Annotated in this window: 16 protein-coding genes and 2 pseudogenes; 9 read left to right on the forward strand and 9 right to left on the reverse strand. The window is 64.5% G+C overall.

Features of this window, described 5'->3' with window-relative positions; all coding sequences use genetic code 11:
* Nucleotides 1-202 precede the first annotated feature (202 nt).
* Nucleotides 203-1,060: a class I SAM-dependent methyltransferase gene (locus ACVOLS_RS18680; RefSeq protein ID WP_481546869.1), complete on the reverse strand. Its 858-nt coding sequence runs from the start codon at nucleotides 1,058-1,060 to the stop codon at nucleotides 203-205.
* A gap of 180 nt (nucleotides 1,061-1,240) precedes the next feature.
* On the opposite strand from ACVOLS_RS18680, the gene ACVOLS_RS18685 reads away from it, so the two are divergent.
* A complete protein-coding gene (locus ACVOLS_RS18685) occupies nucleotides 1,241-2,197 on the forward strand; it encodes an aldo/keto reductase (protein ID WP_481546870.1) in 957 nt (318 codons plus the stop codon).
* Nucleotides 2,198-2,275: 78 nt separating this feature from the next.
* Nucleotides 2,276-2,563, forward strand: coding sequence for a hypothetical protein (locus ACVOLS_RS18690; protein WP_303747938.1), 288 nt, complete (start codon nucleotides 2,276-2,278; stop codon nucleotides 2,561-2,563).
* Nucleotides 2,564-3,032: 469 nt separating this feature from the next.
* Here ACVOLS_RS18690 and ACVOLS_RS18695 read toward each other — a convergent pair whose 3' ends face one another.
* Nucleotides 3,033-3,938 carry a LysR substrate-binding domain-containing protein gene (locus ACVOLS_RS18695; RefSeq protein ID WP_481546871.1) on the reverse strand — a complete coding sequence of 302 codons (906 nt, stop codon included), beginning with the start codon at nucleotides 3,936-3,938 and terminating at the stop codon, nucleotides 3,033-3,035.
* A gap of 121 nt (nucleotides 3,939-4,059) precedes the next feature.
* Between ACVOLS_RS18695 and ACVOLS_RS18700 the strand changes: the two genes are divergently transcribed.
* Both ACVOLS_RS18700 and dkgB read left to right on the forward strand, forming a co-directional pair.
* Nucleotides 4,060-5,274 carry an MFS transporter gene (locus ACVOLS_RS18700; protein ID WP_481546872.1) on the forward strand — a complete coding sequence of 405 codons (1,215 nt, stop codon included), beginning with the start codon at nucleotides 4,060-4,062 and terminating at the stop codon, nucleotides 5,272-5,274.
* A gap of 81 nt (nucleotides 5,275-5,355) precedes the next feature.
* Nucleotides 5,356-6,156, forward strand: a complete 801-nt coding sequence (gene dkgB, locus ACVOLS_RS18705) for a 2,5-didehydrogluconate reductase DkgB (protein WP_481546873.1) — start codon at nucleotides 5,356-5,358, stop codon at nucleotides 6,154-6,156.
* Nucleotides 6,157-6,235: 79 nt separating this feature from the next.
* Here the strand turns inward: dkgB and ACVOLS_RS18710 are convergent, their stop codons facing one another.
* A complete protein-coding gene (locus tag ACVOLS_RS18710) occupies nucleotides 6,236-7,153 on the reverse strand; it encodes a LysR family transcriptional regulator (RefSeq protein ID WP_481546874.1) in 918 nt (305 codons plus the stop codon).
* A 118-nt stretch (nucleotides 7,154-7,271) separates the two neighbouring features.
* Here ACVOLS_RS18710 and ACVOLS_RS18715 point away from each other — a divergent pair, with 118 nt between their 5' ends.
* On the forward strand, nucleotides 7,272-8,159 hold the full coding sequence (locus ACVOLS_RS18715) for an SDR family oxidoreductase (RefSeq protein ID WP_481546875.1): 888 nt from the start codon (nucleotides 7,272-7,274) through the stop codon (nucleotides 8,157-8,159).
* A gap of 27 nt (nucleotides 8,160-8,186) precedes the next feature.
* On the opposite strand, the gene ACVOLS_RS18720 is transcribed toward ACVOLS_RS18715, so the two are convergent.
* From ACVOLS_RS18720 to mgtE, 3 genes are all read right to left on the reverse strand, one after another.
* Nucleotides 8,187-8,915, reverse strand: a complete 729-nt coding sequence (locus ACVOLS_RS18720) for an alpha/beta fold hydrolase (RefSeq protein ID WP_481546876.1) — start codon at nucleotides 8,913-8,915, stop codon at nucleotides 8,187-8,189.
* 214 nt (nucleotides 8,916-9,129) lie between these two features.
* Nucleotides 9,130-11,835, reverse strand: a complete 2,706-nt coding sequence (locus tag ACVOLS_RS18725) for a bifunctional acetate--CoA ligase family protein/GNAT family N-acetyltransferase (RefSeq protein ID WP_481546877.1) — start codon at nucleotides 11,833-11,835, stop codon at nucleotides 9,130-9,132.
* Between the two features lie 331 nt (nucleotides 11,836-12,166).
* On the reverse strand, nucleotides 12,167-13,537 hold the full coding sequence (gene mgtE / locus ACVOLS_RS18730) for a magnesium transporter (protein ID WP_481546878.1): 1,371 nt from the start codon (nucleotides 13,535-13,537) through the stop codon (nucleotides 12,167-12,169).
* A gap of 326 nt (nucleotides 13,538-13,863) precedes the next feature.
* Between mgtE and ACVOLS_RS18735 the strand changes: the two are divergent.
* Both ACVOLS_RS18735 and ACVOLS_RS18740 read left to right on the forward strand, forming a co-directional pair.
* Nucleotides 13,864-14,995: pseudogene (locus ACVOLS_RS18735) on the forward strand (monovalent cation:proton antiporter-2 (CPA2) family protein); the annotation flags it as partial.
* Between the two features lie 71 nt (nucleotides 14,996-15,066).
* A pseudogene (locus tag ACVOLS_RS18740) lies at nucleotides 15,067-15,675 on the forward strand (NAD-binding protein); the annotation flags it as partial.
* A gap of 181 nt (nucleotides 15,676-15,856) precedes the next feature.
* On the opposite strand, the gene ACVOLS_RS18745 reads toward ACVOLS_RS18740, so the two are convergent.
* The 3 genes from ACVOLS_RS18745 to ACVOLS_RS18755 form a co-directional block, all read right to left on the reverse strand.
* A complete protein-coding gene (locus ACVOLS_RS18745) occupies nucleotides 15,857-17,653 on the reverse strand; it encodes a DUF885 domain-containing protein (protein WP_481546879.1) in 1,797 nt (598 codons plus the stop codon).
* A gap of 278 nt (nucleotides 17,654-17,931) precedes the next feature.
* Nucleotides 17,932-20,157, reverse strand: a complete 2,226-nt coding sequence (locus tag ACVOLS_RS18750) for a S9 family peptidase (protein WP_481546880.1) — start codon at nucleotides 20,155-20,157, stop codon at nucleotides 17,932-17,934.
* 71 nt (nucleotides 20,158-20,228) lie between these two features.
* The gene (locus ACVOLS_RS18755) at nucleotides 20,229-20,921 is read right to left on the reverse strand and encodes a glutathione binding-like protein (protein ID WP_481546881.1); all 693 of its coding nucleotides are present in this window, start codon (nucleotides 20,919-20,921) and stop codon (nucleotides 20,229-20,231) included.
* A gap of 107 nt (nucleotides 20,922-21,028) precedes the next feature.
* Here ACVOLS_RS18755 and ACVOLS_RS18760 point away from each other — a divergent pair, with 107 nt between their 5' ends.
* Nucleotides 21,029-21,619, forward strand: coding sequence for a TIGR00645 family protein (locus ACVOLS_RS18760; RefSeq protein ID WP_282265890.1), 591 nt, complete (start codon nucleotides 21,029-21,031; stop codon nucleotides 21,617-21,619).
* A 196-nt stretch (nucleotides 21,620-21,815) separates the two neighbouring features.
* Nucleotides 21,816-22,769 (forward strand): energy transducer TonB, encoded by a 954-nt coding sequence (locus ACVOLS_RS18765; protein ID WP_481546882.1) that lies wholly within the window; start codon nucleotides 21,816-21,818, stop codon nucleotides 22,767-22,769.
* Nucleotides 22,770-23,010: the final 241 nt, after the last annotated feature.

Genomic DNA, 23,010 nt, shown 5'->3' on the forward strand with positions numbered 1-23,010 from the left:
GGTGGTAAACTTCCCACGAGTTTTTTAGTGTTTTATTTTGGTTTTTTAATTTTAATTGGTTTTTTGGTTTAGTTTGTTTTATGTTATTTGGGGGGGGGGGGCGCGGGGGGTCCCGGCCGGCGCCGGTTTGAGTGCCGTGCGGCCAACAGCGTGGCCGCACATTGTCTCACCCTCCCCTCTCCAAGCCCTATTCCCTGCGCGGTTACTGCTTTACGAAGCGCAGTGTCATGCGGTCGCTTTCGCCGATGGCCTTGTACTTGGCGGCATCCGCAGCGTCATGGCTGTTGGAGGGCGGGAGCGTCCACACGCCCTTGGGGTAGTCTTTGGTATCGCGCGGGTTGGCGTTGACCTCGCTGCTGCCAGCCAGCTTGAAGCCAGCGGCTTCCGCCATGGCAATCACCTGCGCCTGGCCAACATAGCCGCTGCCGTCATCGGTCGGCACGTCAGCCTTGGCACGGTGCTCGACCACGCCTAGGGTACCGCCTGACTTGAGCACGTCAAAGAAAGCCTTGAACATGCCTTCGGCCTGGCCAGAGGAACGCCAGTTGTGGACATTACGGAAGGTCAGCACCACATCCGCCGAGCCCGGTGCGCCAAGCACCGGCGCAGCCGGGTTGTAAGCCACCTCGGCAGCACGATCGAACTGGGCCGGAGCGCCAGCAAACTTCTTGCTCAAGCCATCGCGCGAGCGCTGCTGGTAATCACGGCCACCGCCAGCCGGCAATGCTGCCGGATCAACCACCGCGGCAACGTACTTGCCGCCATCGCGCAGGTAGGGCGCAAGAATTTCGGAATACCAGCCGCCGCCCGGTGTAATTTCGATGACCGTCTGGGTCGGTTGCAGACCGAAGAAGGCCAGGGTCTGCGCCGGGTGACGGTATTCGTCGCGCAGCACATTGGCCGGTGTGCGCCAGTTGCCGGCAATGGCAGCCTGCAGCTGCGGCGATACCTGCGTGTCAGCTGTGCTGGCAGCGGCTTCATGGGCCAGCGCAGCGCCGGCAGACAGGGTGCTGGCAAGCGCCAGCAGACAGGCACACAACAGCGGGGCAGGCTTCTTCATGCGGAATTCCGTCGATTGAAACGGCGAGCCTAGCACGCGGCTGCAAGTGCAATGCAGCATGCAAATGTTTAGATCCCGTTAGCGCGGGAACGGCGCACGGAACGCTGTATTCACGACGTTGCCACGGAATTGGAACGCATGCCGTCTATGCTGTTGAACTGAACAACAAAGGAGCAACGCATGCCCCAGTCACGCGAACTTGGCCGCTCGGGTCTCCATGTCAGCCCCATCGCTTTTGGTGGCAACGTTTTCGGCTGGAGTGCCGATGAGAAGACATCCTTTGGCTTGCTTGATGCCTTCGTGGATGCAGGCTTCAACCTTGTCGATACCGCCGATGTGTATCCGGCATGGGTGCCGGGCAACCGCGGCGGCGAATCGGAGACCATCATCGGCCGCTGGCTGCAGCGCAGTGGCAAGCGCGACAAGGTGGTGATTGCCACCAAGGTTGCGAAGTGGGCGGAGCATCCGGGCCTGTCGGCTGACAACATCAACGAAGCGGTTGAGGATTCGCTGCGTCGCCTGCAGACAGAGGTGATCGATCTGTATCAGGCGCACGAAGACGATGAGTCGGTTCCGCTGGAAGAGAGCCTGGGTGCGTTCGCGCGACTGATCGAGGCGGGCAAGGTGCGTGCGATTGGTGCGTCCAACTACAGCGCCGAGCGCCTGCGTGATGCACTCAAGGTGTCAGCCGACTATCACCTGCCGCGCTACGAAACCCTGCAGCCAGAATACAACCTCTACGACCGCAGTGGCTACGAGGCCGAGCTGGAGCCGCTGGCGCGTGAGAACAGCATCGGCGTGATCAGCTATTACTCGCTGGCCAGTGGCTTTCTCAGCGGCAAGTACCGCAGCGCCGATGACGTAGGCAAGAGTGCGGCACGCGGCGCTAAAGTGGCTGATCGATACCTCAACCCGCGTGGCCTGCGCATTCTGCAGGCGCTGGATGACGTGGCTACCAGCCACAAAGCAACGCCGGCGCAGGTTGCACTGGCGTGGTTGATCGCACGCCCAGGCATCACCGCACCGATCGTCAGCGCCACCAGCGTGCAGCAGCTGCAGGAAGTGCTGGCTGCCGCGCAGCTTGGCTTGAGCCCAGATCAGATCGCGCAATTGGATGCCGCCAGCGCAGAAAGCTGAATTGGGCGAGTTGCGCACCTCCTGCCCGCGTCGTAGGATCGGCCGGACAGGGGGTAGACCGCGAACGGAGTCCTACCCATGCAGACCGCACCTACAGCCCAGCGCAGCATCGATCGCCACGCCGAACTGACTTACTGGCGCGGCGTGCATGCAATCGGCCATCTTGGCCAGCACGAGTTCGACCACTACCAGCGGTTGCTGGAAATGGGTTACGACGTGTACCAGGCCTATCCACGCGCCAACGAAGAACAGCTCTACAAAGTGCTGCAGGACAGCTACCACCGGCATAGCCCGGCGTTGGCGGTTTCCTGGGATGAGGCACGTTGGCTGGTGCGCCATGCCTGGCATCATGCCGAGCAGCATTGAGCGAGATTACCGGCTTGGTTTTGCAGGAGCGGCGTGAGCCGCGAAGCTGCTGCAACGTCAGAAGCTGAAGCGCCTACCCCTCCCCAACCCTCCCCTTGGCTTCGCCAAAGGGAGGGAGCAGAAGCGTAGTGCCGAGCCATGCTCGGCAGGGGCTTTCCCGGTGGCAATAAACGGCGCGCACGACAGCACCCGACATCATCGGGTCACATGCATGCCGGTCGTTTTGACGATGTCAGCTTCGCGGCTTACGCCGCTCCTACAAACGGCTGCGCCATTGGTGCTGGCTTTGTTGTGGGAGCGGCGTTAGCCGCAAAGCCATTGCAACGTCAGAAGCTGAAGAGCTTACCCCTCCCCAACCCTCCCCTTGGCTTCGCCAAAGGGAGGGGGCGAAAGCACGGCGCGCACGGCAGCACCCGACATCATCGGATCACGCGCATGCCGGTGGTTTTGACGATGTCAGCTTCGCGGCTTACGCCGCTCCCACAACCGGCTGCGTCATTGCCTCAGCGAGGTAGTCGAGGAAGGAACTGATGCGCGCGGATACCGCGGTGTTGCGGTAGTACACGGCGTGGATCGGTTGGCGCGCATCCAACGTCTGTTTCGGCAGCACCTGCACCAGCTCGCCACGCGTTCGCGCGCCTTCGGTGAGGAAGTCGGACAGGCAGACGATACCCACGCCTTCCAATGCCAAACGATGCAGGATTTCGCCGCTGGATACCGCCAGTGCGGGTCGCACGTGCAGGCGCTCGCCGTCGTCACCCTGCAATGGCCAATGATTCAGCGAATCCGGTTCGTTGAAGCCAAGCAGGGTGTGCGCCTGCAGCTGCACCACGTCCTTCGGTGTGCCGTGCTGCTGCAGGTAAGCCGGGCTGGCCAGCACACGCAGGCGGCTGTGACCCAGGGGACGTGCATGCAGGGTGGAGTCCGATAGCGGACCAATGCGGATCGCTACATCGGTCCGACGTTCCAGCAGATCAATGTAGCGCTCGCTGCTGTTGAGCTCCAACGCCACCTGCGGGTAACGCCTGCGGTAGCCCGCCACCAGCGGCGCGATCACATGCAGCATGAAGGGCATCGCCGCATCCACCCGCAGCCGCCCCGACGGCGTGCCACGGCGCGCGGCTATCTGCTCTTCGGCGGCATCCACCGAGGCGACGATGGCGCGGGCTTGAGCCAAGAAGGCCTCGCCTTCGTCGGTGAGCTGCAGACGGCGGGTGGTGCGGGTCAGCAAGGTGGTGCCGAGCTTCTCTTCCAGCCGCCCCAGCGCCCGGCTGACACCCGAGGTGGTCTGGCCCAGCTGCTCGGCCGCGGCGGTGATCGAGCCAGTGTCGATCACCGCGATGAAGGCCTGCATCTCATCCAGGGTGGTTTTCATCGGTGCGGCCAGGTGGCGATGGAATATTGTTGACTCTAAATCAATAGTTATTGGTGGGAAACCGCATTTTTCGGCAAGAGTGACGCGTTCACACTGCGCAGCCCTTTCCAAGGATTCGCCCATGTCACGCGGTATTCCCCTTGCCTTGCTGGCGCTGACGCTGGGTGCGTTCGCCATCGGCACCACCGAGTTCGTCATCGTCGGGTTGATCCCGACCATTGCCGCCGACCTGCACGTCAGCCTGCCCTCGGCTGGCCTGCTGGTTTCCCTGTATGCGCTTGGCGTTGCGGTAGGTGCACCAGTATTCACCGCTCTGACCGGACGGGTGCCGCGCAAGGCCTTGCTGGTCGCGCTGATGTTGCTGTTCACCGTCGGCAACCTGATTGCGTGGATGGCGCCCGGCTATGGCTCACTGATCGTGGCCCGGGTACTGACCGGGCTGGCGCATGGCGTGTTCTTCTCGATCGGCTCGATCATCGCCACCTCGGTGGTGCCCAAGGACAAAGCCGCCAGTGCGATCGCGATCATGTTCACCGGGCTGACTGTGGCGCTGGTGACCGGCGTGCCGCTGGGCACCTTCATCGGCCAGCACCTGGGCTGGCGTGCAACCTTCTTGGCGGTGGCTGCGTTGGGCGTGATCGCCCTGCTCGGCAGCCTGCTGTTCGTGCCGCGCGACCTGCCGCGCAGCGCGCCGGCCACGTTCGGCCAGCAGTTCGCCGTGCTGGCGCAGCCACGCCTGTTGCTGGTCTATGCGATGACTGCGCTGGGTTATGGCGGCACCTTCCTGTCCTTCACCTTCCTCGCTTCGATCCTGCAGGACGTCAGCGGTTTCTCGGCCAATGCGGTGAGTGCGGTGCTGCTGGTCTACGGTGTGTCGGTGGCGATCGGCAATCTGTGGGGCGGGCGCCTGGCTGACCGTCGCGGGCCGATTCCCGCGTTGACGCTGATCTTCGGCCTGCTCGCGCTGGTGCTGCTGGTGCTCACCTTCACCGCCTACAACCGTTGGTTGGTGCTGTTGACGGTGCTGGCGTTGGGCGCAGTGGCGTTCGGCAATGTACCGGGCCTGCAGGTCTACGTGGTCAAGCAGGCGCAGCGCTTCGTGCCGCAGGCAACCGATGTCGCATCCGGCCTGAACATCGCCGCATTCAACATCGGCATCGCGCTGGGTGCCTCGCTGGGTGGCTTGGTGGTCGATCACATCGGACTGATGCACACGCCTTGGATTGGCGCCTTGGTGGTGCTGGGTGCGTTGGCATTGACCGTAGTGAGTGGCCGCCTGGATCGCCGCGACGGATTGGATGTACGCGCCGAAGGCATTGCCGTCAGCGCGCACTGACAGAACACGCTGTTACTCCCTCTTACCTTTTCGTCAGCGCTGCACGGCGTAGCCTGTAAGCGCGAACTTCTGGAGATTTGAATGACTATTCCCGCTATTGGTCTTGGCACCTATCGCCTCAAGGACCAGGTCCTCACCGACTCCGTGCACAACGCACTGGACCTTGGCTACCGTGCTTTCGACACCGCGCAGATCTACGAGAACGAGGCCGATCTGGGCGCGGCGTTCGCCGGCGGCACGGTGCCGCGCGAGCAGCTGTTCCTGACCACCAAGATCTGGATCAGAAACTTCCACCATGACGACCTGCTTGCCAGCCTGCGCGAGAGCCTGCGCAAGCTGCGCACCGACCACGTCGACCTGACCCTGATCCACTGGCCCTCGCCCAAGGACGAAGTGCCGATGGCCGAGTTCCTGGGCGCGCTGCGTGAAGCCAAAGCGTTGGGTTTGACCAAGGCGATTGGTGTTTCCAACTTCACCATCGACCTGACCCGCCAGGCCATCGCCATCCTCGGTGCCGATGCCATCGCCTCCAACCAGATCGAAGTGCACCCCTATCTGCAGAACCGCGCCTTGATCGCCTACCTGCGCGAGCAGGGCATCCATGTCACCGCGTTCATGAGCCTTGCCTATGGTGCGGTGCTGAAGGACCCGGTGATCCAGGCCATTGCCGACAAGCACCAGGCAAGCACCGCGCAGGTCGCATTGGCTTGGGCGCTGCAGCAGGGCTATGCGGTGATTCCGTCGTCGACCAAGCGCGAGAACCTCGCCGGCAACCTGCAGGCGGCACAGCTGCGACTGGATGCCGAGGACATGGCGCGGATCGCGGAGCTGGATCGCGGCGAGCGTGTAGCCAATCCGGGTATCGCCCCGGCCTGGGATTGAAACGCTGTACGTGAGCAATACCTTGGCGGGCTGGTGATACCTGCCCGCCATGCCTAGAGGCGTTGCGATTGCGGCGCTGCTAGCGGATACGCGGCGCCAGTTCCTCTGCCAGCGTTTCCAGCAACAGGCTGACCGTTGGCAGCTCACGTCGGCTTTTCATCCAGGCCAGGGTGAGCGGCAGGCCCTGGCTGGCCAGATGCGGCAGCACTTCCACCAACGCACCATCCTCAAGATGGCTGCGTACCAACCAGGTAGGTAGCTGCACGATGCCGCTGCCAACCAACGCAGCGGTGACCTGCCCTTCACCATCTCCCACTACCAGCGGAGCCGGCATCATCTGCAGCTCTACTTCGCCTGGCATTGCGGCTGCGAAGCGCCACGGGCTGACCGAGCCATCGGCGCGTCCATAGGCGATGCAGCGATGCGCCAGCAGATCCCCGCGCGTTGCCGGCACCCCATGCGCCGCAAGATAGGCGGGGGACGCACAGAACACGTGCTGCTCATGGGCCAGCAGCCGATGCTCGACCAGCGACGACCATGCATCGGGTCCACCGATGCGCACGATGATATCGACACCGTCCTCGACCGGATCGATGAAGCGGTCCGAGAACGACACCTGCGGCCGAGTGAGCGGATAGGCCTGGGCAAAACCCAGGATGATCGGCAAGGTCTGCAAGCGGCCGAATGCGGCCGGCAGATCAATTCGCACTCGTCCACTTGGCTCATCATCCTCAGCCCGCAGCGCCACCTCGGCCTCCTCCAGGTTCGTCAGCACTTCCGTGCAGGTCCGGTGGAAGGCGATGCCGGCTTCGGTCAATGACATGCGCCGCGTCGTGCGGTGGAACAGCGTGCGACCCAATCGATCTTCCAAGCGTGCGATCGACTTGCCGACCGCCGAAGCGGTGAGGTGCAGCCGCTCCGCAGCTGCGGTAAAGCTGCCTGCGTCAGCAACACAGACGAAGACGTCGAGGCCTTTCAGGCGTTCGGAGGGATGCATGCGGCAGGCTTCGCTATTGAAGAATCAGATTCCGTAATGCCAGTAAAAAGCATCGCGGAACGGAATGTGATTCCACGATAGGCTGGGTGTCCTCTTCGATCAAGCATCCAAGGCAGCAATGAGCCAGCAACGCCCCACCGTCCTTGTCACCGGTGCCACCGGCCAGATCGGCGCAGAAACCTTGAGAAACCTGTTGCTGGAAGATGCGGTAACGCCGGTTGCGGCAGTGCGCTCGCCAGCGAAGGCCGCCGCCTTGCAGGCGCAGGGAATCCGCACGGTGATGTTCGATTTCGACAAGGAAGATTCGCTGCTGCCTGCGCTGCAGGGTATTGATCGCGTATTCCTGGTCACCGGTTACAGCGTGGACATGCTGCGCCAGAGCAAGGTTTTCCTCGATGCGGCCAAGCAGGCCGGTGTGCAGCATGTGGTGCACCTGGGTGCCTGCGGCGGTGATGACGCCAGCATCGGGCATTGGGCCTGGCATCAGCTGGTCGAACGTTACATCGAGTGGCATGGCTTCTCGTTCACCCATCTCCGGCCGGAAGCCTTCATGCAGAACCTGCTCAGCTACGACGGCACCCGCGCCGTGGTCGACGGCGTGATCCGCCAGTACACCGGCGACGCGCGCTTCAGCTGGGTCGACGGTGATGACGTCGCCGCGGTCGCCGCCCAGGCGCTGGCGTGGCCGCAACGGCATGCCGGACAGACCTATCGGCTGGGCTACGACGCCAAGTCCTACGGCGAGGTCGCCGCGCTGATGACGGAGTTGCTTGGCCAGCCATTCCGCTACGAGGCGCTGAGCCCGGATGTGTTCCTGGAAGACATGCGCGCGGCCGGTGCCGAGATGGCCTATATGAACTGCGTGCGCGACAACTTCCAGCGGGTCGCCGAGCGGCGGGTGCCTGGCATCGAAGCCACCTTCGACAACTTCCCGGCCATCACCGGCCGTGAGCCGGTGCGCTGGGCGGAGTTCATCCGCAAACACCGTGCTGCGTTTGCGTACTGAGCTACCGAGCTCAGGCGTTTGTCGGGGCTAGTCGTCGATACCCTGCAGCAACCACGCACGCATCGCTGCGTTCACTTCCGCAGGCTTTTCCAAGGGTGCCAGATGGCCGCAGTCCTCGATCACCACCAGCGTTGATTGCGGCATCAGTGCGGTCATCTGCTCGCTTACGGACAGCGGCGTGATCGCATCGTTGCGCCCGCAGACGATCAAGGCCGAGCCCTGCCAGGCGCGCAGGACCTCGCTGCCATCGGTGCGTTGCAGCTGGCTTTGGCGCAGGAAGACTTCAGCGCCGAGGCGTGCGGTCATGCTGCGCACGGTATCCACCAACGCTTGGTCATCCAGTCGCGAAGCATCGATGTAGCTGCGCATCAGCTTGTCGCCGAAGCCGTGGAAGGTGCCGGGCAGGCGCACGCTGTTCTGCTGTGCCACACGTTGCGCGGCGCGTTCGGGCGAGTCGGATTTGAACGAGGTATCCAGCAGGGCCAGCTTGAGTACCCGCTGCGGTGCGATGCGCAGGATTTCCTGGGCGACGTAGCCGCCGAGGGAGAAACCGGCCAGGGCGAACTGCGCGGGTGCCTTGGCAAGCACGTCCTCGGCAATGGCGCGCATCGTGGTTTGCTGGGTGAGGTCGCCGACCTGGCAGTCGGCGATGTCGGTGAGCGCTTCGAGCTGGGCCTGCCAGAGTGTGGCGTCGTTGAGCAGGCCGGGCAGCAGTAGCAGCGGGATTCTGGCTGCTGGGTTCTGGTTCGTTTGCATGGCGCTATTGTCGCGCCTTGCGGTGGTTTGGGGGTGAGGGTGTGGGGCTACAGCTACAGCTACAGCTACAGCTAAAGCCAAAGCCAAAGCCAAAGCCAAAGCACCCCTCCCCAACCCTCCCCTTGCCTTCGGCAAAGGGAGGGAGCGGATCTGCCCCCTCCCTTGCGCGTAGCGCAGGGGAGGGTTGGGGAGGGGTGCCTTTGGCTCCTGGCCTTTAGCTCTTAACCTCGCCCACCGGCAGCGTCACATTCATGATGGTCGAGTCATCCGGGTCGGCCTTCACCTTGAAGCCCAAGCTCTGGCACATCGCCAGCATGGTGCTGTTCTCACGCAGCACCTGCCCTTCCACAACGTTCAAGCCCAGCCAGCCGGCGTACTCGATCATGATCTGCATCAGCTTCCAGCCGATGCCGTGGCCCTTCAGGTCGGAGCGGATCAGGATGCCGTACTCGCCGCGGTTGTAATCGGCATCGGCGTGCAGGCGCACAGCGCCGAGCATTTCGCCGGTCTTGGGATCAATCGCCACCAATGCGATCGAGCGCGCGTAATCCAGCTGGGTCAGGCGGGCAATGAACTCGTGGCTGAAGTGCTTGACCGACTGGAAGAAGCGCAGGCGCAGGTCATCGTCGGTGACGCGTGCGAAGAAGGCGCGGAACAGGCCATCGTCCTCTGGTCGCACCGGGCGAAGGAAGGCCTTGCCACCATCGGACAGATCTATCGTGCGCTCCCACTCGGTGGGATACGGGAAGATCGCGAAGCGCGGATGGCCACGGCCCTTGTGCAGGCGCTTGACCGGAGTGATGGCGACACGTGCATCCAATGCGATCACGCCGTTGCGGTCGGCAAGCAATGGATTGAGATCCAGCGTGCGGATCTCCGGAATATCCGCCGCCAGCTGCGCCAGCTTGACCAGCACCATCGCCACCGCACGCTCGTCTGCCGCCGGCACATCGCCATAGGCCTTCAGGATGCGTGAGACACGAGTACGGCCAATTACTTCATGGGCAAGCCGCAGGTCCAGCGGTGGCAATGCCAGGGTCTTGTCGTCGATGACTTCCACAGCGGTACCACCACGGCCGAACACCACCACCGGCCCGAAGACCGGATCGTCGGCAATGCCGGCGATCAGCTCACGCGCCTTGGGGCGGGTCAGGCTGGGCTGCACCAGCACGCCCTCGATGCGCGCCTGCGGGCGCTTTTCGCGAGCGCGTTGCAGGATGGTGGTCGCCGCGGACTGCACCGCGCGCAGGCTACCCAGGTTCAAGCGCACGCCATCGACTTCGGATTTGTGCGGGATGTCCGGCGAGAAAATCTTCACCGCCACACTCATACCCTGCTCCAGCAATGGCTGGGCCAGATCCATCGCTTCGTGCGGATCACGCGCAACCATCACTTCCAACGACGGGATGCCGTAGGCCTGCAGCAGCTTGTGCGTTGCCACCGGGTCCAGCCATTGCTGGTCATTGGCCAGCGCCGCCTCCACCAGTGCGCGTGCGGCAGGCACGTCCACCACGAAATCCGCCGGCAAGCTGGGCGGCGTCTCCATCAGCGCGGTCTGCGCTTCGCGGTAACGCACCAGATGCTGGAAGCCGCGCACGGCGTCGGCTTCGGTTGGGTAGGTCGGAACGCGGGCGGTGTTGAGGGTGACCGTGGCGCGGTCGTCATTGCCCAGCCATACCGCGAACACCGGCTTGTCGCGCAGCTGCCGCGAGCGTTGCCCGAGCGTGGTGGTCAGCGCCTGCGCGGCCTCGGCCGAGGAAGTGAACGCGGTCGGCACGTTGATCACCAATACCGCGTCGTTGGCGTCATCGGACAACAGCGCTTCAATCGCCGAAGCGTAACGGCCACCGTCGGCATCGACCACGATGTCGACCGGGTTGTCGCGCGACCAACCCTGCGGCAAGGCCTGGTCCAGCAGCTCGACGGTGGCCGGTGACAACTCGGCCAGGCTGCCGCCAAGCGCCTGCAGCTGATCCACTGCCAACCTGCCAACACCGCCGCCATTGCTGAGGATGGCCAGCCGCCGGCCGGGGAAGGTTCCGAGACGGCCCAGGGTTTCGGCGGCGGTGAACAACTCGTCAAGTGCATTCACCCGCAGCAGACCAGCGCGGTTGAAGGCTGCGCCGTAGACCGCGTCGGAATCCGCCAATGCCTGTGAGTGGGTGGTGACCACCTCTGCGCTGCCGCGCGGCTTGCGCCCGGATTTGACCACTACCACGGGCTTTGCGCGGGCGGCGGCCCGGGCGGCCGACATGAACTTGCGCGCGTCGCTGATCTGGTCGACGTAGAGCAGGATGGCGCGGGTGCGGTAATCGCTGGCGAAGTAGTCGAGCAGGTCGCCGAAGTCGACATCCAGCGCATCGCCCAGCGATACCACCGCCGAGAAACCCACCGAACGCGCCACGCCCCATTCCACCAGCGCAGCGGCAATCGCGCTGGATTCGGAGATCAGCGCCAGATCGCCGGCCTGCGGCGTGTGCGCGGCGATGCTGGCGTTGAGCCGTGCATGCGGGGCGATGACGCCCAGGCAATGCGGGCCGAGCACGCGCATGCCCTTGGGCCGCGCGGCGGCTTCCACCTGTGCAGCCAAGGAGCCCGGGCCCTTGCCCAGGCCGGAAGTTAGGATGATGGCGGCGGCCACGCCCAGTTCGGCGGCCTGGGCAACCACCTGCGGCAACAGCGTTGCCGGCACGGTGATGACCACCAGATCCGGAATCCACGGCAGGTCCTTGAGCTTCTTGACCGTGCGCATGCCGTCGATTTCGGCATAGCGCGGGCTGACCCAGCCGATCTGCCCGGCGAAGCCGCCGGCACGCAGGTTGCGGATCACCGCGCGGCCGGCGGAACGATCGCGCGGGCTGCCGCCAATCACTGCCACCGAGCGGGGGCGGAATACGGTCTGCAGGTGATAGGTGCTCATTGCGACGCCTGTTGCGGGTACCGGGTCAAAGGTACACGGCTGCGGTGGTGGGTGGGCTGCGTTGGATCAAAGTGGGGGTGGTTTGGGATGTTGGTGGGGAGTGGTCTTGGTTACTGCGAAGAGCCCCCCTCCTCGGCCCTCCCCTTGGCTGGCGCCAAAGGGAGGGAGATAGATTGCCCCCTCCCTTGCGCGTAGCGCAGGGGAGGGTTGGGGAGGGGTGCTTCTGCGTTTGCCGTTGGGTGTGCCGGTAAAGCCCCTGCCGAGCATGGCTCGGCACTACAGGTCCCCCTCTACGGGTAACGCCTCTGCCGAGCATGGCTCGGCACTACATTCAGAGCAGCGTTCCGCCGAGGATCATTGCGGCGATGCTGAAATAGATCACCAGGCCGGTGACGTCCACCAGCGTTGCCACGAACGGGGCCGAGGCGCTGGCCGGGTCGAAGCCCAGGCGCTTGAGCACGAACGGCAGCATCGAGCCCGACAAGGAACCGAAGGTGACAATGCCGATCAAGGCCGCGCCAATGGTCACCGCCAGCAGCTTCCAGTGCTCGCCGTAATCGTGCAGGCCCGCCAGCTGCCAGACGGTGATGCGGATGATCGCCAAGGTGCCGAGGATCGCACCGAGCACCACGCCGGTTGGCAGCTCGCGCAGGGCGACCTTCCACCAGTCACGCAGGCGCAGTTCGCGCAGCGCCAGCGAGCGGATCAGCAACGAAGTCGCCTGCGAACCGGAGTTGCCTCCCGAGCTCATGATCAGCGGGATGAACAAGGTCAGCACCACCGCACGCGCCAGCTCGTCCTCATAGTGCTGCATGGCGCTGGCGGTGAGCATTTCGCCGAGGAACAGCACGCTCAGCCAGCCGGCACGCTTGCGCAGCATCTCCAGGAAGCCGATCTGCATGTACGGCTTGTCCAAGGCTTCCACGCCGCCGAACTTGTGCACGTCCTCGGTGGATTCATCGATCAGTGCATCGAGGATGTCGTCGACAGTGACAATCCCCAGCATCTGCTGCTGTGCATCCACAACCGGGATCGCCAGCAGGTCGTGGCGGCGAATCAGCTGCGCTACCTCTTCCTGGTCCAGCAAGGCATCCACGGTCACCGGCGGATTGACCTGGGCAACCGACAGGATCGAATCCTCGGGCTCGCCGGTGATCAGCCGCCGCATCGTCACCACCTGCTGCAGCTGGCGGGTCTGCGGGTCCAGCACATAGATGGCGTAGACCGTCTCGCGGCTGCGCTCCACTTCGCGGATGTGCTGCAGGGTCTGCGCCACCGTCCAGTCCGCCGGCACGCCGACAAACTCGGTGGTCATCAAGGCGCCGGCGGTGTTGGGCGGATAGCTCAGCAGCAGCTGGATCGAGCGCCGCGCCTCCGGTGCCAGCAACGGGATCAGCCGCGCGCGCTCGGCATCATCCAGCTCATGGACGATGTCGGTGGCACGGTCGTCGGCCATCAGCCCCAGCAGGGCTGCGGCGCGGGCCGGCGGCAACGCTGCGATCAGTTCACCTGCATGCTGCAGCTCAGGGGCTTCCAGCAGTTTGACCGCACGCGGCAATGACAAGGCCGCCAAGGTATTGGCCGCAAGCGGCAATGGCAGGGCGTTGAGGTACTCCACCGCGTCGGCGGTGTTGTAATCGGCAAGGGGCGCGCTCAGCGTGGCTGCGTCCACCACTGGCCGCAGAAATTGCTTCTGGTTCATGTTGATTCGCCTGTTCTGGATTGCGACCGCAACGCCAGCACAGGGCGAACCAGCCCTGTCAGGCGGTTGCCGTCGCTGGTGTCGACGATCGCGATCGACTTCTACTGTCGCTGGACATGGGTTGGACTCCGGAAAGGTGCTGCGCGGTTCTACCGGCAGCGGCGCGAGTCTGGTCCTGTTGGCCGACGGGGTCAAGCCTGCACCGCTGCATCCCGCCCATGGAGGGCTGCCGTTCGCATTCACTCACGGCACAGTCCGCATAATGTGAAATCCTCGGTAGGCAGCTGCCCGACCGGTCAGCTGAATCAATCAAGGAATCCCTTCAAATGCATGGCACCGGTCTCGAATTAGCCTTGGTACTGCTGCTGGCGGCGGTCATCGCCGTGCCGGTATTCAAGCGCTTCGGGCTGGGCGCGGTGCTGGGCTACCTGGCCGCTGGCGTGGTGCTCGGCCCGCATGTGTTGGGCTTCGTGCAGGATGCCGACCGCATCCTCAATGCCGCCGAGATCGGCGTGGTGATGCTGTTGTTCGTGATCGGGCTGGAGCTGTCACCGTCGCGACTGATGGTGATGCGGCGTCCGGTATTCGGTGCCGGCACGGTGCAGGTGCTGCTCAGTGCGATGGTGCTGGGCGGTTTGCTGCTGCTCAATCACTTCTCGTGGAAAAGCGCGCTGGTGATCGGCACCGCGCTGGCCTTGTCATCCACGGCGGTTGGGCTGCAGCTGCTGTCCGAGCACAAGGCACTCAACTCCGACTATGGCCGGCTCGGCTTCGCCATCCTGCTGTTCCAGGATCTGGTCGCCATCCCCTTGCTGGCCGCCATTCCCCTGCTGGGCGGGGTCAAGAACGAAACCCTGAGCTGGCAGGATGCCTCCATCGCCCTTGGCGCGCTGATGCTGGTGATCGTGCTCGGTCGGCCAATGCTGCGCCAGCTGTTCAACATCGTTGCGCGCACACGGATGCCGGAAGTGTTCACCGCCACCGCCTTGCTGGTGGTGCTGGGCACGGCCTGGTTCATGGCCGAGGCCGGGCTCAGCGCCAGCCTCGGCGCCTTCATCGCCGGTGTATTGCTGGCCGACTCCGAGTTCCGCCACGAGATCGAATCGCAGATCGAGCCGTTCAAGGGCCTGCTGCTCGGCCTGTTCTTCATCGCGGTTGGCATGGGCATCGACCTGAAGCGGGTTGCGGCCGAACCGGAGATCATCGCGCTGGGCGTGGCCATCCTGCTGGCGGTGAAGTTCTCCATCCTGATCGCGCTCGGCCTTGCTGCGCGCATGTCGCTGCGCAACGCCTTGATGCTGGGCAGCGTGCTGTGGCTGGGCGGCGAGTTCGCCTTCGTGGTGTTCAACGAAGCCGAGCGTGCGCATCTGCTCGGTCGAATCAACCACGACAGGCTGGTGGCGGTAGTCAGCCTGTCGATGGCGATCACGCCCTTGCTGCTGCTCGCGCTGCAGCGCACATTGCAGCTCAAGCCGCCTGCACGGCCTGCGCAGCCCGAACCGGATGAAACGCTGAAGGACGCTGCTGTACAGCGGCCAAAGGTGTTGATTGCCGGCATGGGCCGTTTCGGCCAGATCGTCGGCCGCCTGCTGACCGCGCAACGCATTCCCTTTGTTGCACTGGAAGCCGACCCGGACACGGTCAAGGACCTGCGCCGCTTCGGCAACCAGCTGTACTACGGCGACCCTACCCGCCCCGATCTGCTGCGTGCCGCCGGTGCCGAGCACATCCGCGTGTTCGTGATGGCGATGGACGACCCGGACACCAATCTGCGCGCGGTGCGGCTGGTGCGGCGCATGTATCCCAAGGCGACGGTGCTGGCGCGTGCGCGCAACCGTCAGCACGCATGGAAGCTGCTGGACATGTCGGCCGAGCCATTCCGCGAGGTATTCGGCTCCAGTCTTGAAGCCAGCGAACGGGTGCTGACCGCGCTCGGCTTCCCGGAAAATGTCGCGCGCGACCACGTGCAGCGTTTCCGCGAGCACGATGAAGCGCTGCTCAAGGCGCAGCATCTGGTGTACGACGATGAGGTGGCAGTGATGCAGACATCGCGCGATGCCCGCGCCGACCTGATGCATCTGTTCGAGGCTGATGCCACTGACAGTACGACGGTGACGCCTTCAAACGACAAGGAATGAAGCGGCCTGGGCTGGCATTGAGTTTTGTAGGAGCGGCGTCAGCCGCGAAGCTGACGGTGCTGAAGTCGTTGGTATCCATGTCATCTGAAGATGTCGCGGCTTCGCGGCTGACGCCGCTCCTACAAATGCAGCCGCAACATGCCTGCCTCATGAAAAGGGCGCCTTGCGGCGCCCTTTTTGCTTACTTGCGGCGCTGGGCCGGCACGAAGACTTCGTTGACCGCGGCAGCCAGCTGATCCGGCGGCAACAGGCCCTGGTCGAGCAGGAAATTGTTGAATGCCAGGCGGTCGAACTTATCGCCCAATGCCAGCTCGGTCTGCATGCGCAGCTCCATGATGCGGGTGTAGCCGTAGAAGTAGCTGCAGGCCTGGCCCGGCGAACGCACGGTGTAGCGGTCCAGTTCCTGCGTGGTCATCGCCTCGGACAGGCCGACGCCTTCCACCAGCACCTTGCGGGCGCGCTCGCGGTCGGTCTGGCCCAGGTTGAGTGCGGGGTCGAGCATGGCGCGGGCGGCGCGCAGCAGGCGGAACTGCAACGCGATCATCTGCCCGTCCAGCGGCTCGAACGGCACCATCTCGGCTTCGGCATACAGCGCCCAGCCTTCAACGTTGACCGAGTTGAAGGCGAACATGGTGCGCGCCAGCGAGATCCCACGTTCAACCATCGCCGCGAACTGCAGGTCGTGGCCGGGGCGGCCTTCGTGCGCACTCAACGTCCACGCCGCCGAGCCGAAGTTGAAGTCGTCGTACTGCGCCTTCTCGCCCGAGGCCGGGTTGCCCAGCGGCAGCACGAAGGTGCCCTGCTGGCCGGTGTTGCCGACCAGCGGTGCCGGCAGGTAATGCGGTGCCGGCGAGGCGGCGCTTTCGGCCTCGCTGCCGAGGCGCATCTGCAGCGGACGCTGCGGCACGTCGACGATGCCCTGCTTGTGGATGATCGGATCGATCGCATCGATGACGCCGCGATAATGCGATTCGAGCTGATCGTTGCCGATCTTGTCCTGCTTCAGCGCGCGGATCACCGCCACGTAATCGGTGTTGTCGGCAACCTTCAAGCCCTTGGCCTGCACCACCAGCGGTGCCAGCTGGCGCATCATCGCGCGAGTCTCCATGTACTCGAGCTGGGCGCGCTGCATCAGCAGCGCCGGGTCGATATCCACGCCCACTTCCTTGAGCTGGAAGGCATACAGCTCGGCCGGCAGGCGGTTGTCCGTGCGCGCCTTGGGCAGCACCTCCTTGCTGGTCCAGGCGATGTAGTCCTTCATCTGCGTGGACAGCTCGGCCAGCGAGGCATCGGCGCCGTCGATCTTGTACTTGGCGAACAGCTTGCCGATGCCGGCGATGTAGGTGTCGACGTTGGCCAACGCCTGATCCACTTCAATCTTCGTCGGCTGCAGCAGATTGGGCGTGCCGTTCTTTTCCTCGTAGCGCTGGCGCGCCAGGGTGGCAAGCGGCTGCGTGCCCGGCGCCTTGCCGAGGTAGGCATTGAGGCGGTCCAGTGCCTTGAACCGGCGCGCTTCGGGCACCTGGTCGGAGAGCAGGCCATTGATGCCACCGAACACGGTCTGCGGCACATCCACCCACGGCATCAGGTGTTGTTCGTTGAGGGTACTGCTTTCGATGTTGCGCTCGGCGGCGCCGATCATGATCTCCAGGTCCTGGCGCAGGTTGGGATCGCGCTCGACCTGGAGCTTCTCGCGCAACTGGTCGCGCGCCTTGTTCATGGCGGCGCGGTAACGCCCGGTGTTGTCCGCGCGCAGATCGACGACCTTGTCGTCATAGCCGGGCACGCCGAAGAAGCTGGTCATTTCTGGCTGGAATGGCGCCTGCGCCTGTAGCAGGATCTGCGCCAGCTCGTTGCTGCGCGCAACCCAGGCCGGGGCGGCGGGCGTGGTTTTGGTCGTTGCGGGTGCGGCGGCAGTTGCAGTGAGCGGCAGCGGCGCAGCCAGTGCAAGGGCGACGGCGAGGACGAGAGGCTTCATGGACAGCTCCGTTAGGGATGGGCTGACCGTACGCAGTCGCTGCCGGGGCGGCAAGGGTAGGAAGTGGGGGATTGGGGCAATGGCTGGAGCAAACGCTCACCCCTCCCCGGCCCTCCCCTTCGCTACGCGAAAGGGAGGGAGGCAAGCGGCTGCGCGGCGATCTGGCAGATTGCCGCAAACAGCCCCCTCCCTTTTGCGCAGCGAAGGGGAGGGTTGGGGAGGGGTGCTTCTGGCATTGGCCTGCAGCCCTCACCCACACATCAAAACAACAACTTCCCTCAAGGCTTCAAACAACGCCCAAGGAAGTTCTCAGCCACCCGGTAACGGTGCAGCGCATCCGCACCAGACAACCCATGCTTGGCCCCCGGATAGGTCATCAGCTCGAACGGCTGGCCACGCTTCTGCAGCGCGCTCATCAGGGCGGTCGAATTGGAGAACAGCACGTTGTCATCGGCCATGCCGTGGATCAGCAGCAGCGGCGAGGTCAGCCCGGCGATGTGCGTCAGCACCCGTGCTTCGCGGTAGCCATCAGCATTGGCCGCCGGCAGGTTCATGTAGCGCTCGGTGTAATGGGTGTCGTACAGGCCCCAATCGGTGACCGGTGCGCCCGCAACACCGCAGGCGTACTGGTCCGATGCCTTGGCCAGCAGCATCAGCGTCATGTAACCGCCGTTGGACCAGCCCTGCACGCCGATGCGGCTGCCATCCACCCACGGCTGCGATTTCAGCCATTCCACGCCCTTGAGCTGGTCGGCCACTTCCACCGTGCCCTGCGCGCCGTACAACGCGCCGCCGAAGTCACGGCCGCGACGCGGCGTGCCACGGTTGTCCAGCGAGAACACCACATAGCCGCGCTGTGCCAGGTATTGGTTGAACAGGTGATCGCCGCGACCCGGCCAGCTATCCGTCACGGTCTGCGAGGCCGGGCCGCCGTAGACATAGACGGCAACCGGATACTTCTTCGCCGGGTCGAAGCCTTCCGGCTTGATCACGCTGTAGTTCAGCGGGGTCTTGCCATCGGCGGCGGTCAACGTGCCGTATTCAACCGGGCGTTGCGCATCGCGGTACTTGGCATATGGGTGGTTGGCGTCGGCCAGGTTGTTGTCCAGCAGGGTGGCGATCTTTTCACCATTGGCCCGGAACAACTCGATCTGCGGCGGCGTGGTGCTGTTGGACCAGCTGTCTACATAGACGCTGCCGTTCTTGGCGAACGCGGCGCTGTGCATGCCCGGCGCCTGCGACAACTTCTTCGGCGTACCACCGGCCAGCGGCACGGCATAGATTTCGCTGCGCAGCGCTGATTCGATGCCGGCGCGGAAGTAGACGGTGCCAGCGTCCTCATCGACGGCCAGCAGCTCGTCCACCGGCCAGTTGCCGGAGGTCAACGCAGTCTGGTTGCGGCCGTCGGCGTTGGAGATATACAGGTGCTCGAAGCCACTGCGCTCGGATGACCACAGGAAGCGGCCATCCTTGAGGAACTTCAGACTGTTGTGCAGCGGCACCCAGGTCTTGCTGGTCTCGGTGACCAACAGTTGCTGCTTGCCGTCGGCGAGGTTGGCTTCGATCAGCTCGAGCGTGTGCTGGTCGCGGCTCTGGCGCTGGAACGAAAGGTGCTGGCCGTCGCGCCATTTGACGCGGGTCAGGTAGATATCCTGCTGCTTGCCCAGATCCACCCAGTTGACCGCCGCATCAGCGCGCGGCGCGATCACGCCCAGGGTGACCAGCACATTGTGGTCGCCAGCCGCCGGGTAACGCTGCTCGATCATCTCCACGCGGTCGGCATACATTTCGTAGCGCTTCTGCACCGGCACCGGCGATTCGTCGATGCGGGCGAAGGCAATGGCCGAGTCATCCGGCGCCCACCAGTAACCGGTATGGCGGTCCATTTCCTCATCAGCGACGAATTCGGCCACGCCGTTGCCGATGGTGGCGCTGCCGTCACGGGTCAGCTGCAGCTGCTTGCCGCTGGCCAGGTCGATCACCCACAGGTTGCGCTCGCGCACGAAGCTGACGAAGCCGCCCATGGGCGAGAGCTTGGCGTCGGTGCTGAAGCCTTCACCGTTGGTGAGCTTGCGCACCGCGGCGCTGCCCTGCTTGCCCAGATCGTAGAGATAGAGCTCGCCGCCCAGCGGGAACAGCAGCGTCCTGGCGTCAGGCGACCACTGGTAATCGACGATGCCACTGAAGGCGGCGATGCGCTGGCGCTCGCGGCGGGCCTTCTCGGCATCGCTCAGGGTTTCAGTGCCGGGCAGCACCACCTTGGAATCGACCAGCAGCCGGGTCTGGCCGCTGGCGATGTCGTACTCCCACAGGTCCAGCTGCTTGACGTCGCTGTCCTTGCCGCGTAGGAAGGTGACCCGCGAACCGTCCGGGGCGACCTTGGGCTTCAGCAACGTAGGGCCGGACAGCGGCGCCTTGCCGGTGATGGCTTCGAGGGTGAGCTTTTCAGCGTGGACAGCAGGGGTGGCTAGGATCATGGCAAGGGCTAGAAACAAGGGACGCATGGTTTACCTGTCAGAACAGCACGGATCTGACCATCCTAGCCGAGCACCGCCCGTACTGCCCCTGCCGCGAGTCAGTCGCGCTTGCCGAACAGCAGGCGCTTTTCCTCGTCGCTGAGCGGCTGCCCGGCCTGCGGATTGACCGTCGGCCCGACTGCGTAGGCACGCTGGGTGGCCGGACGTTCGGCGATGGCCTGGTGCCAGCGGCGCAGGTGCGGGAAGGCGTCGAAGTCCACCGGCAGCTTGGCGTAGGCGCCAATCCACGGGTAGCTCGCCATGTCGGCGATGCCGTAATCGTCGCCACCAAGGAACGCCGACTTGGACAGACGCTTGTCCATCACCCGGTGCAGGCGCCGCACCTCACTGTCATAGCGTTCGATCGCGTAGGGGATGCGCTCTGGCGCATAGACATTGAAGTGGCCCATCTGGCCGCTCATCGGGCCCAACCCGCCCATCTGCCAGAACAACCATTCCAGGGTGGCGGCGCGGCCGCGCAGGTCGGCGGGGATGAAGCGGCCGGTCTTCTCGGCCAGGTACAGCAGGATGGCGCCGGACTCGAACACGCTCAGCGGCGCACCGCCGTCGGCCGGGGTATGGTCGACGATGGCCGGCATCTTGTTGTTCGGCGAGATGGCGAGGAATTCCGGCAGGAACTGGTCGCCCTTGCCGATGTTGACCGGGTGCACGCGGTACTCCAGCCCGGCCTCTTCCAGGAACAGGGTGATCTTGTGGCCATTCGGGGTGGGCCAGTAATAAAGGTCGATCATGAATACGCCTCGGCAGAACCATCCTCAGGGGCCTCTACGGTATCCGCTTGGCAGCCTTCCGGGCGACCGGTAACCTCCCCTGTTTCCGCAACGCACCATCCTTCCCAATGTCCCAACACAAACCGCTGAGTCCGCTCTCGTCCCTGATCTTCGCCTCGCGCTGGTTGCAGCTGCCGCTATACCTGGGGCTGATCGTCGCGCAATGCGTGTACGTGTTCCTGTTTGGCAAAGAGTTGCTGCACCTGGTTACCGACGCGCAGGGCCTGACCGAACAGAAGATCATGCTGATCGTGCTGGGCCTGATCGACGTGGTGATGATCTCCAACCTGCTGGTGATGGTGATCGTCGGTGGTTATGAAACCTTCGTCTCCCGTCTTGGCCTGCAGGGCCACCCGGACCAGCCGGAGTGGCTGAGCCACGTCAACGCCTCGGTGCTGAAGGTGAAACTGGCGATGGCGATCATCGGCATCTCCTCGATCCACCTGCTCAAGACCTTCATCGAAGCCGGCCAGCTCGGCATGCCGCTGTGCACGCCGGAACTGACCGCGCTGAAGTCGCCCTGCACTACCTTCACCCGCGATGGCGTGTTGTGGCAGACCATCATCCACTGCGTGTTCATCCTGTCGGCCATCGGCATCGCCTGGACCGACAAGCTGATGTCCAACGGCCACGCCAAACCGGCGGCCAACGCGCACTGAGCAACACCAAAGACGGGCGTCACATCATGTGACGCCCGTCACTCTTTCATTTCAGCGTCACCATTGGCCGCCGCTTATCGCGCCGGCGATGCTAGATTCGCGCTTCACTGCTGATGGGTACGGCATCGGGAAATGCCATCGCCTCGTGCCGCCAAGGCAAACGCAGTCCACGTTCGTCGATTCAAGGGGATGTTTGATGTCGTACGTCATGAGTAAAGGCACGCTGCGCCTGTTGATGCCTGCTGTTCTGCTGAGCACGCTGGTCGCCTGTTCCGGCAAGGATGAACCCGCCGCACCGGCGGTAGCGGAAAAGGTCCAGGCCATGGACACCCAGCAGCTGCGCGACCTGGCCAGCGCCGCCCTGCGCGACAACCGCATGTATGCGCCGGCCGGCGACAACGCCATGGAGTACTACCTCGCCCTGCGCGACAAGCTGCCCGACGACGCCTCGATCAAGAGCGCATTGACCGACCTGCAGCCCTACACCCTGATTGCCGCCGAGCAGGCCCTGAGCCGCGAAGACTTCACCGAAACCCAGCGCCTGATCGCACTGGTGGAGAAAGTGGACCCGACCGCACCGGCACTGCCGCGCCTGAAACAGGGCGTCACCGGCAGCATGCAGGTGGCCGAACGCCGCACCGTCGAAGAAGCCGACAAGGCCAAGAAGGACGCTGAGACCCGCGCCAAGCAGCAGGTCGAACAGCAGCGCCTGGCCCAGCAGCAGGCTGCTGAAGCCACCGCCGCCCAGCAGCTGGCGGCAAAGCAGGAAGCCGCGCGCAAGGACAGCGAGCGCCTGGAAGCAGAGCGCCAGGCCGCTACCCGCCGCGAAGCCGAGCAGCGCAGCGCGGCGCAGGCCGCCGCCCAGCAGGCTGCCGCACCCAAGCCCGCCGCCGCGCCGACCCTGCGTGCAGTCAGCACCCCGGCCCCGCGTTACCCGGCCGACGCCCTGCGCTCGGGCACCTCCGGCGAAGTGCTGGTGGAGCTGAGCATCGGCACCGACGGCTCGGTCACCGACGCCCGCGTATTGCGCGCCACCCCGGCACGCACCTTCGACCGCGAAGCCTTGAATGCGGTGAAGCGCTGGAAGTTCGAGCCGATCAGCAGCCCGACCACCACCCGTCGCACCTTGGCGTTTGCGCCGAACAAGTAAGCGGTTCTGGTTTTGGTAGTGCCGAGCCATGCTCGGCAGCGGCCTTACCGGTAGAGCCCCAGCCGAGCATGGCTCGGCACTACAGGTGGAGCAAAAGCAAAGGCCCGGAGCGATCCGGGCCTTTGTTGTTCTGGTAGTGGGGGGGGCAGCCCCGCGCGGGGCGGACCGGGCGAGCCGCCACCCGCCGCGGGGGGGGGCGGGCCGCGCCCGGGGCCGGGGCGGGGGAAGCGGGTCGCCCCAC

This window comes from Stenotrophomonas sp. STEN038 (assembly GCF_056759895.1).

Bases quoted from the DNA above. Each gene is read 5' to 3' on its own strand.
- ACVOLS_RS18765 (WP_481546882.1), top strand. From the start codon at position 21,816: ATGTCGTACGTCATGAGTAAAGGCACGCTGCGCCTGTTGATGCCTGCT.
- ACVOLS_RS18745 (WP_481546879.1), bottom strand. From the start codon at position 17,653: ATGAAGCCTCTCGTCCTCGCCGTCGCCCTTGCACTGGCTGCGCCGCTG.
- ACVOLS_RS18700 (WP_481546872.1), top strand. From the start codon at position 4,060: ATGTCACGCGGTATTCCCCTTGCCTTGCTGGCGCTGACGCTGGGTGCG.
- ACVOLS_RS18725 (WP_481546877.1), bottom strand. From the start codon at position 11,835: ATGAGCACCTATCACCTGCAGACCGTATTCCGCCCCCGCTCGGTGGCA.
- ACVOLS_RS18715 (WP_481546875.1), top strand. From the start codon at position 7,272: ATGAGCCAGCAACGCCCCACCGTCCTTGTCACCGGTGCCACCGGCCAG.
- ACVOLS_RS18720 (WP_481546876.1), bottom strand. From the start codon at position 8,915: ATGCAAACGAACCAGAACCCAGCAGCCAGAATCCCGCTGCTACTGCTG.
- ACVOLS_RS18695 (WP_481546871.1), bottom strand. From the start codon at position 3,938: ATGAAAACCACCCTGGATGAGATGCAGGCCTTCATCGCGGTGATCGAC.
- ACVOLS_RS18685 (WP_481546870.1), top strand. From the start codon at position 1,241: ATGCCCCAGTCACGCGAACTTGGCCGCTCGGGTCTCCATGTCAGCCCC.
- mgtE (WP_481546878.1), bottom strand. From the start codon at position 13,537: ATGAACCAGAAGCAATTTCTGCGGCCAGTGGTGGACGCAGCCACGCTG.
- ACVOLS_RS18760 (WP_282265890.1), top strand. From the start codon at position 21,029: ATGTCCCAACACAAACCGCTGAGTCCGCTCTCGTCCCTGATCTTCGCC.
- ACVOLS_RS18680 (WP_481546869.1), bottom strand. From the start codon at position 1,060: ATGAAGAAGCCTGCCCCGCTGTTGTGTGCCTGTCTGCTGGCGCTTGCC.
- ACVOLS_RS18690 (WP_303747938.1), top strand. From the start codon at position 2,276: ATGCAGACCGCACCTACAGCCCAGCGCAGCATCGATCGCCACGCCGAA.
- ACVOLS_RS18750 (WP_481546880.1), bottom strand. From the start codon at position 20,157: ATGCGTCCCTTGTTTCTAGCCCTTGCCATGATCCTAGCCACCCCTGCT.
- ACVOLS_RS18710 (WP_481546874.1), bottom strand. From the start codon at position 7,153: ATGCATCCCTCCGAACGCCTGAAAGGCCTCGACGTCTTCGTCTGTGTT.
- ACVOLS_RS18755 (WP_481546881.1), bottom strand. From the start codon at position 20,921: ATGATCGACCTTTATTACTGGCCCACCCCGAATGGCCACAAGATCACC.
- dkgB (WP_481546873.1), top strand. From the start codon at position 5,356: ATGACTATTCCCGCTATTGGTCTTGGCACCTATCGCCTCAAGGACCAG.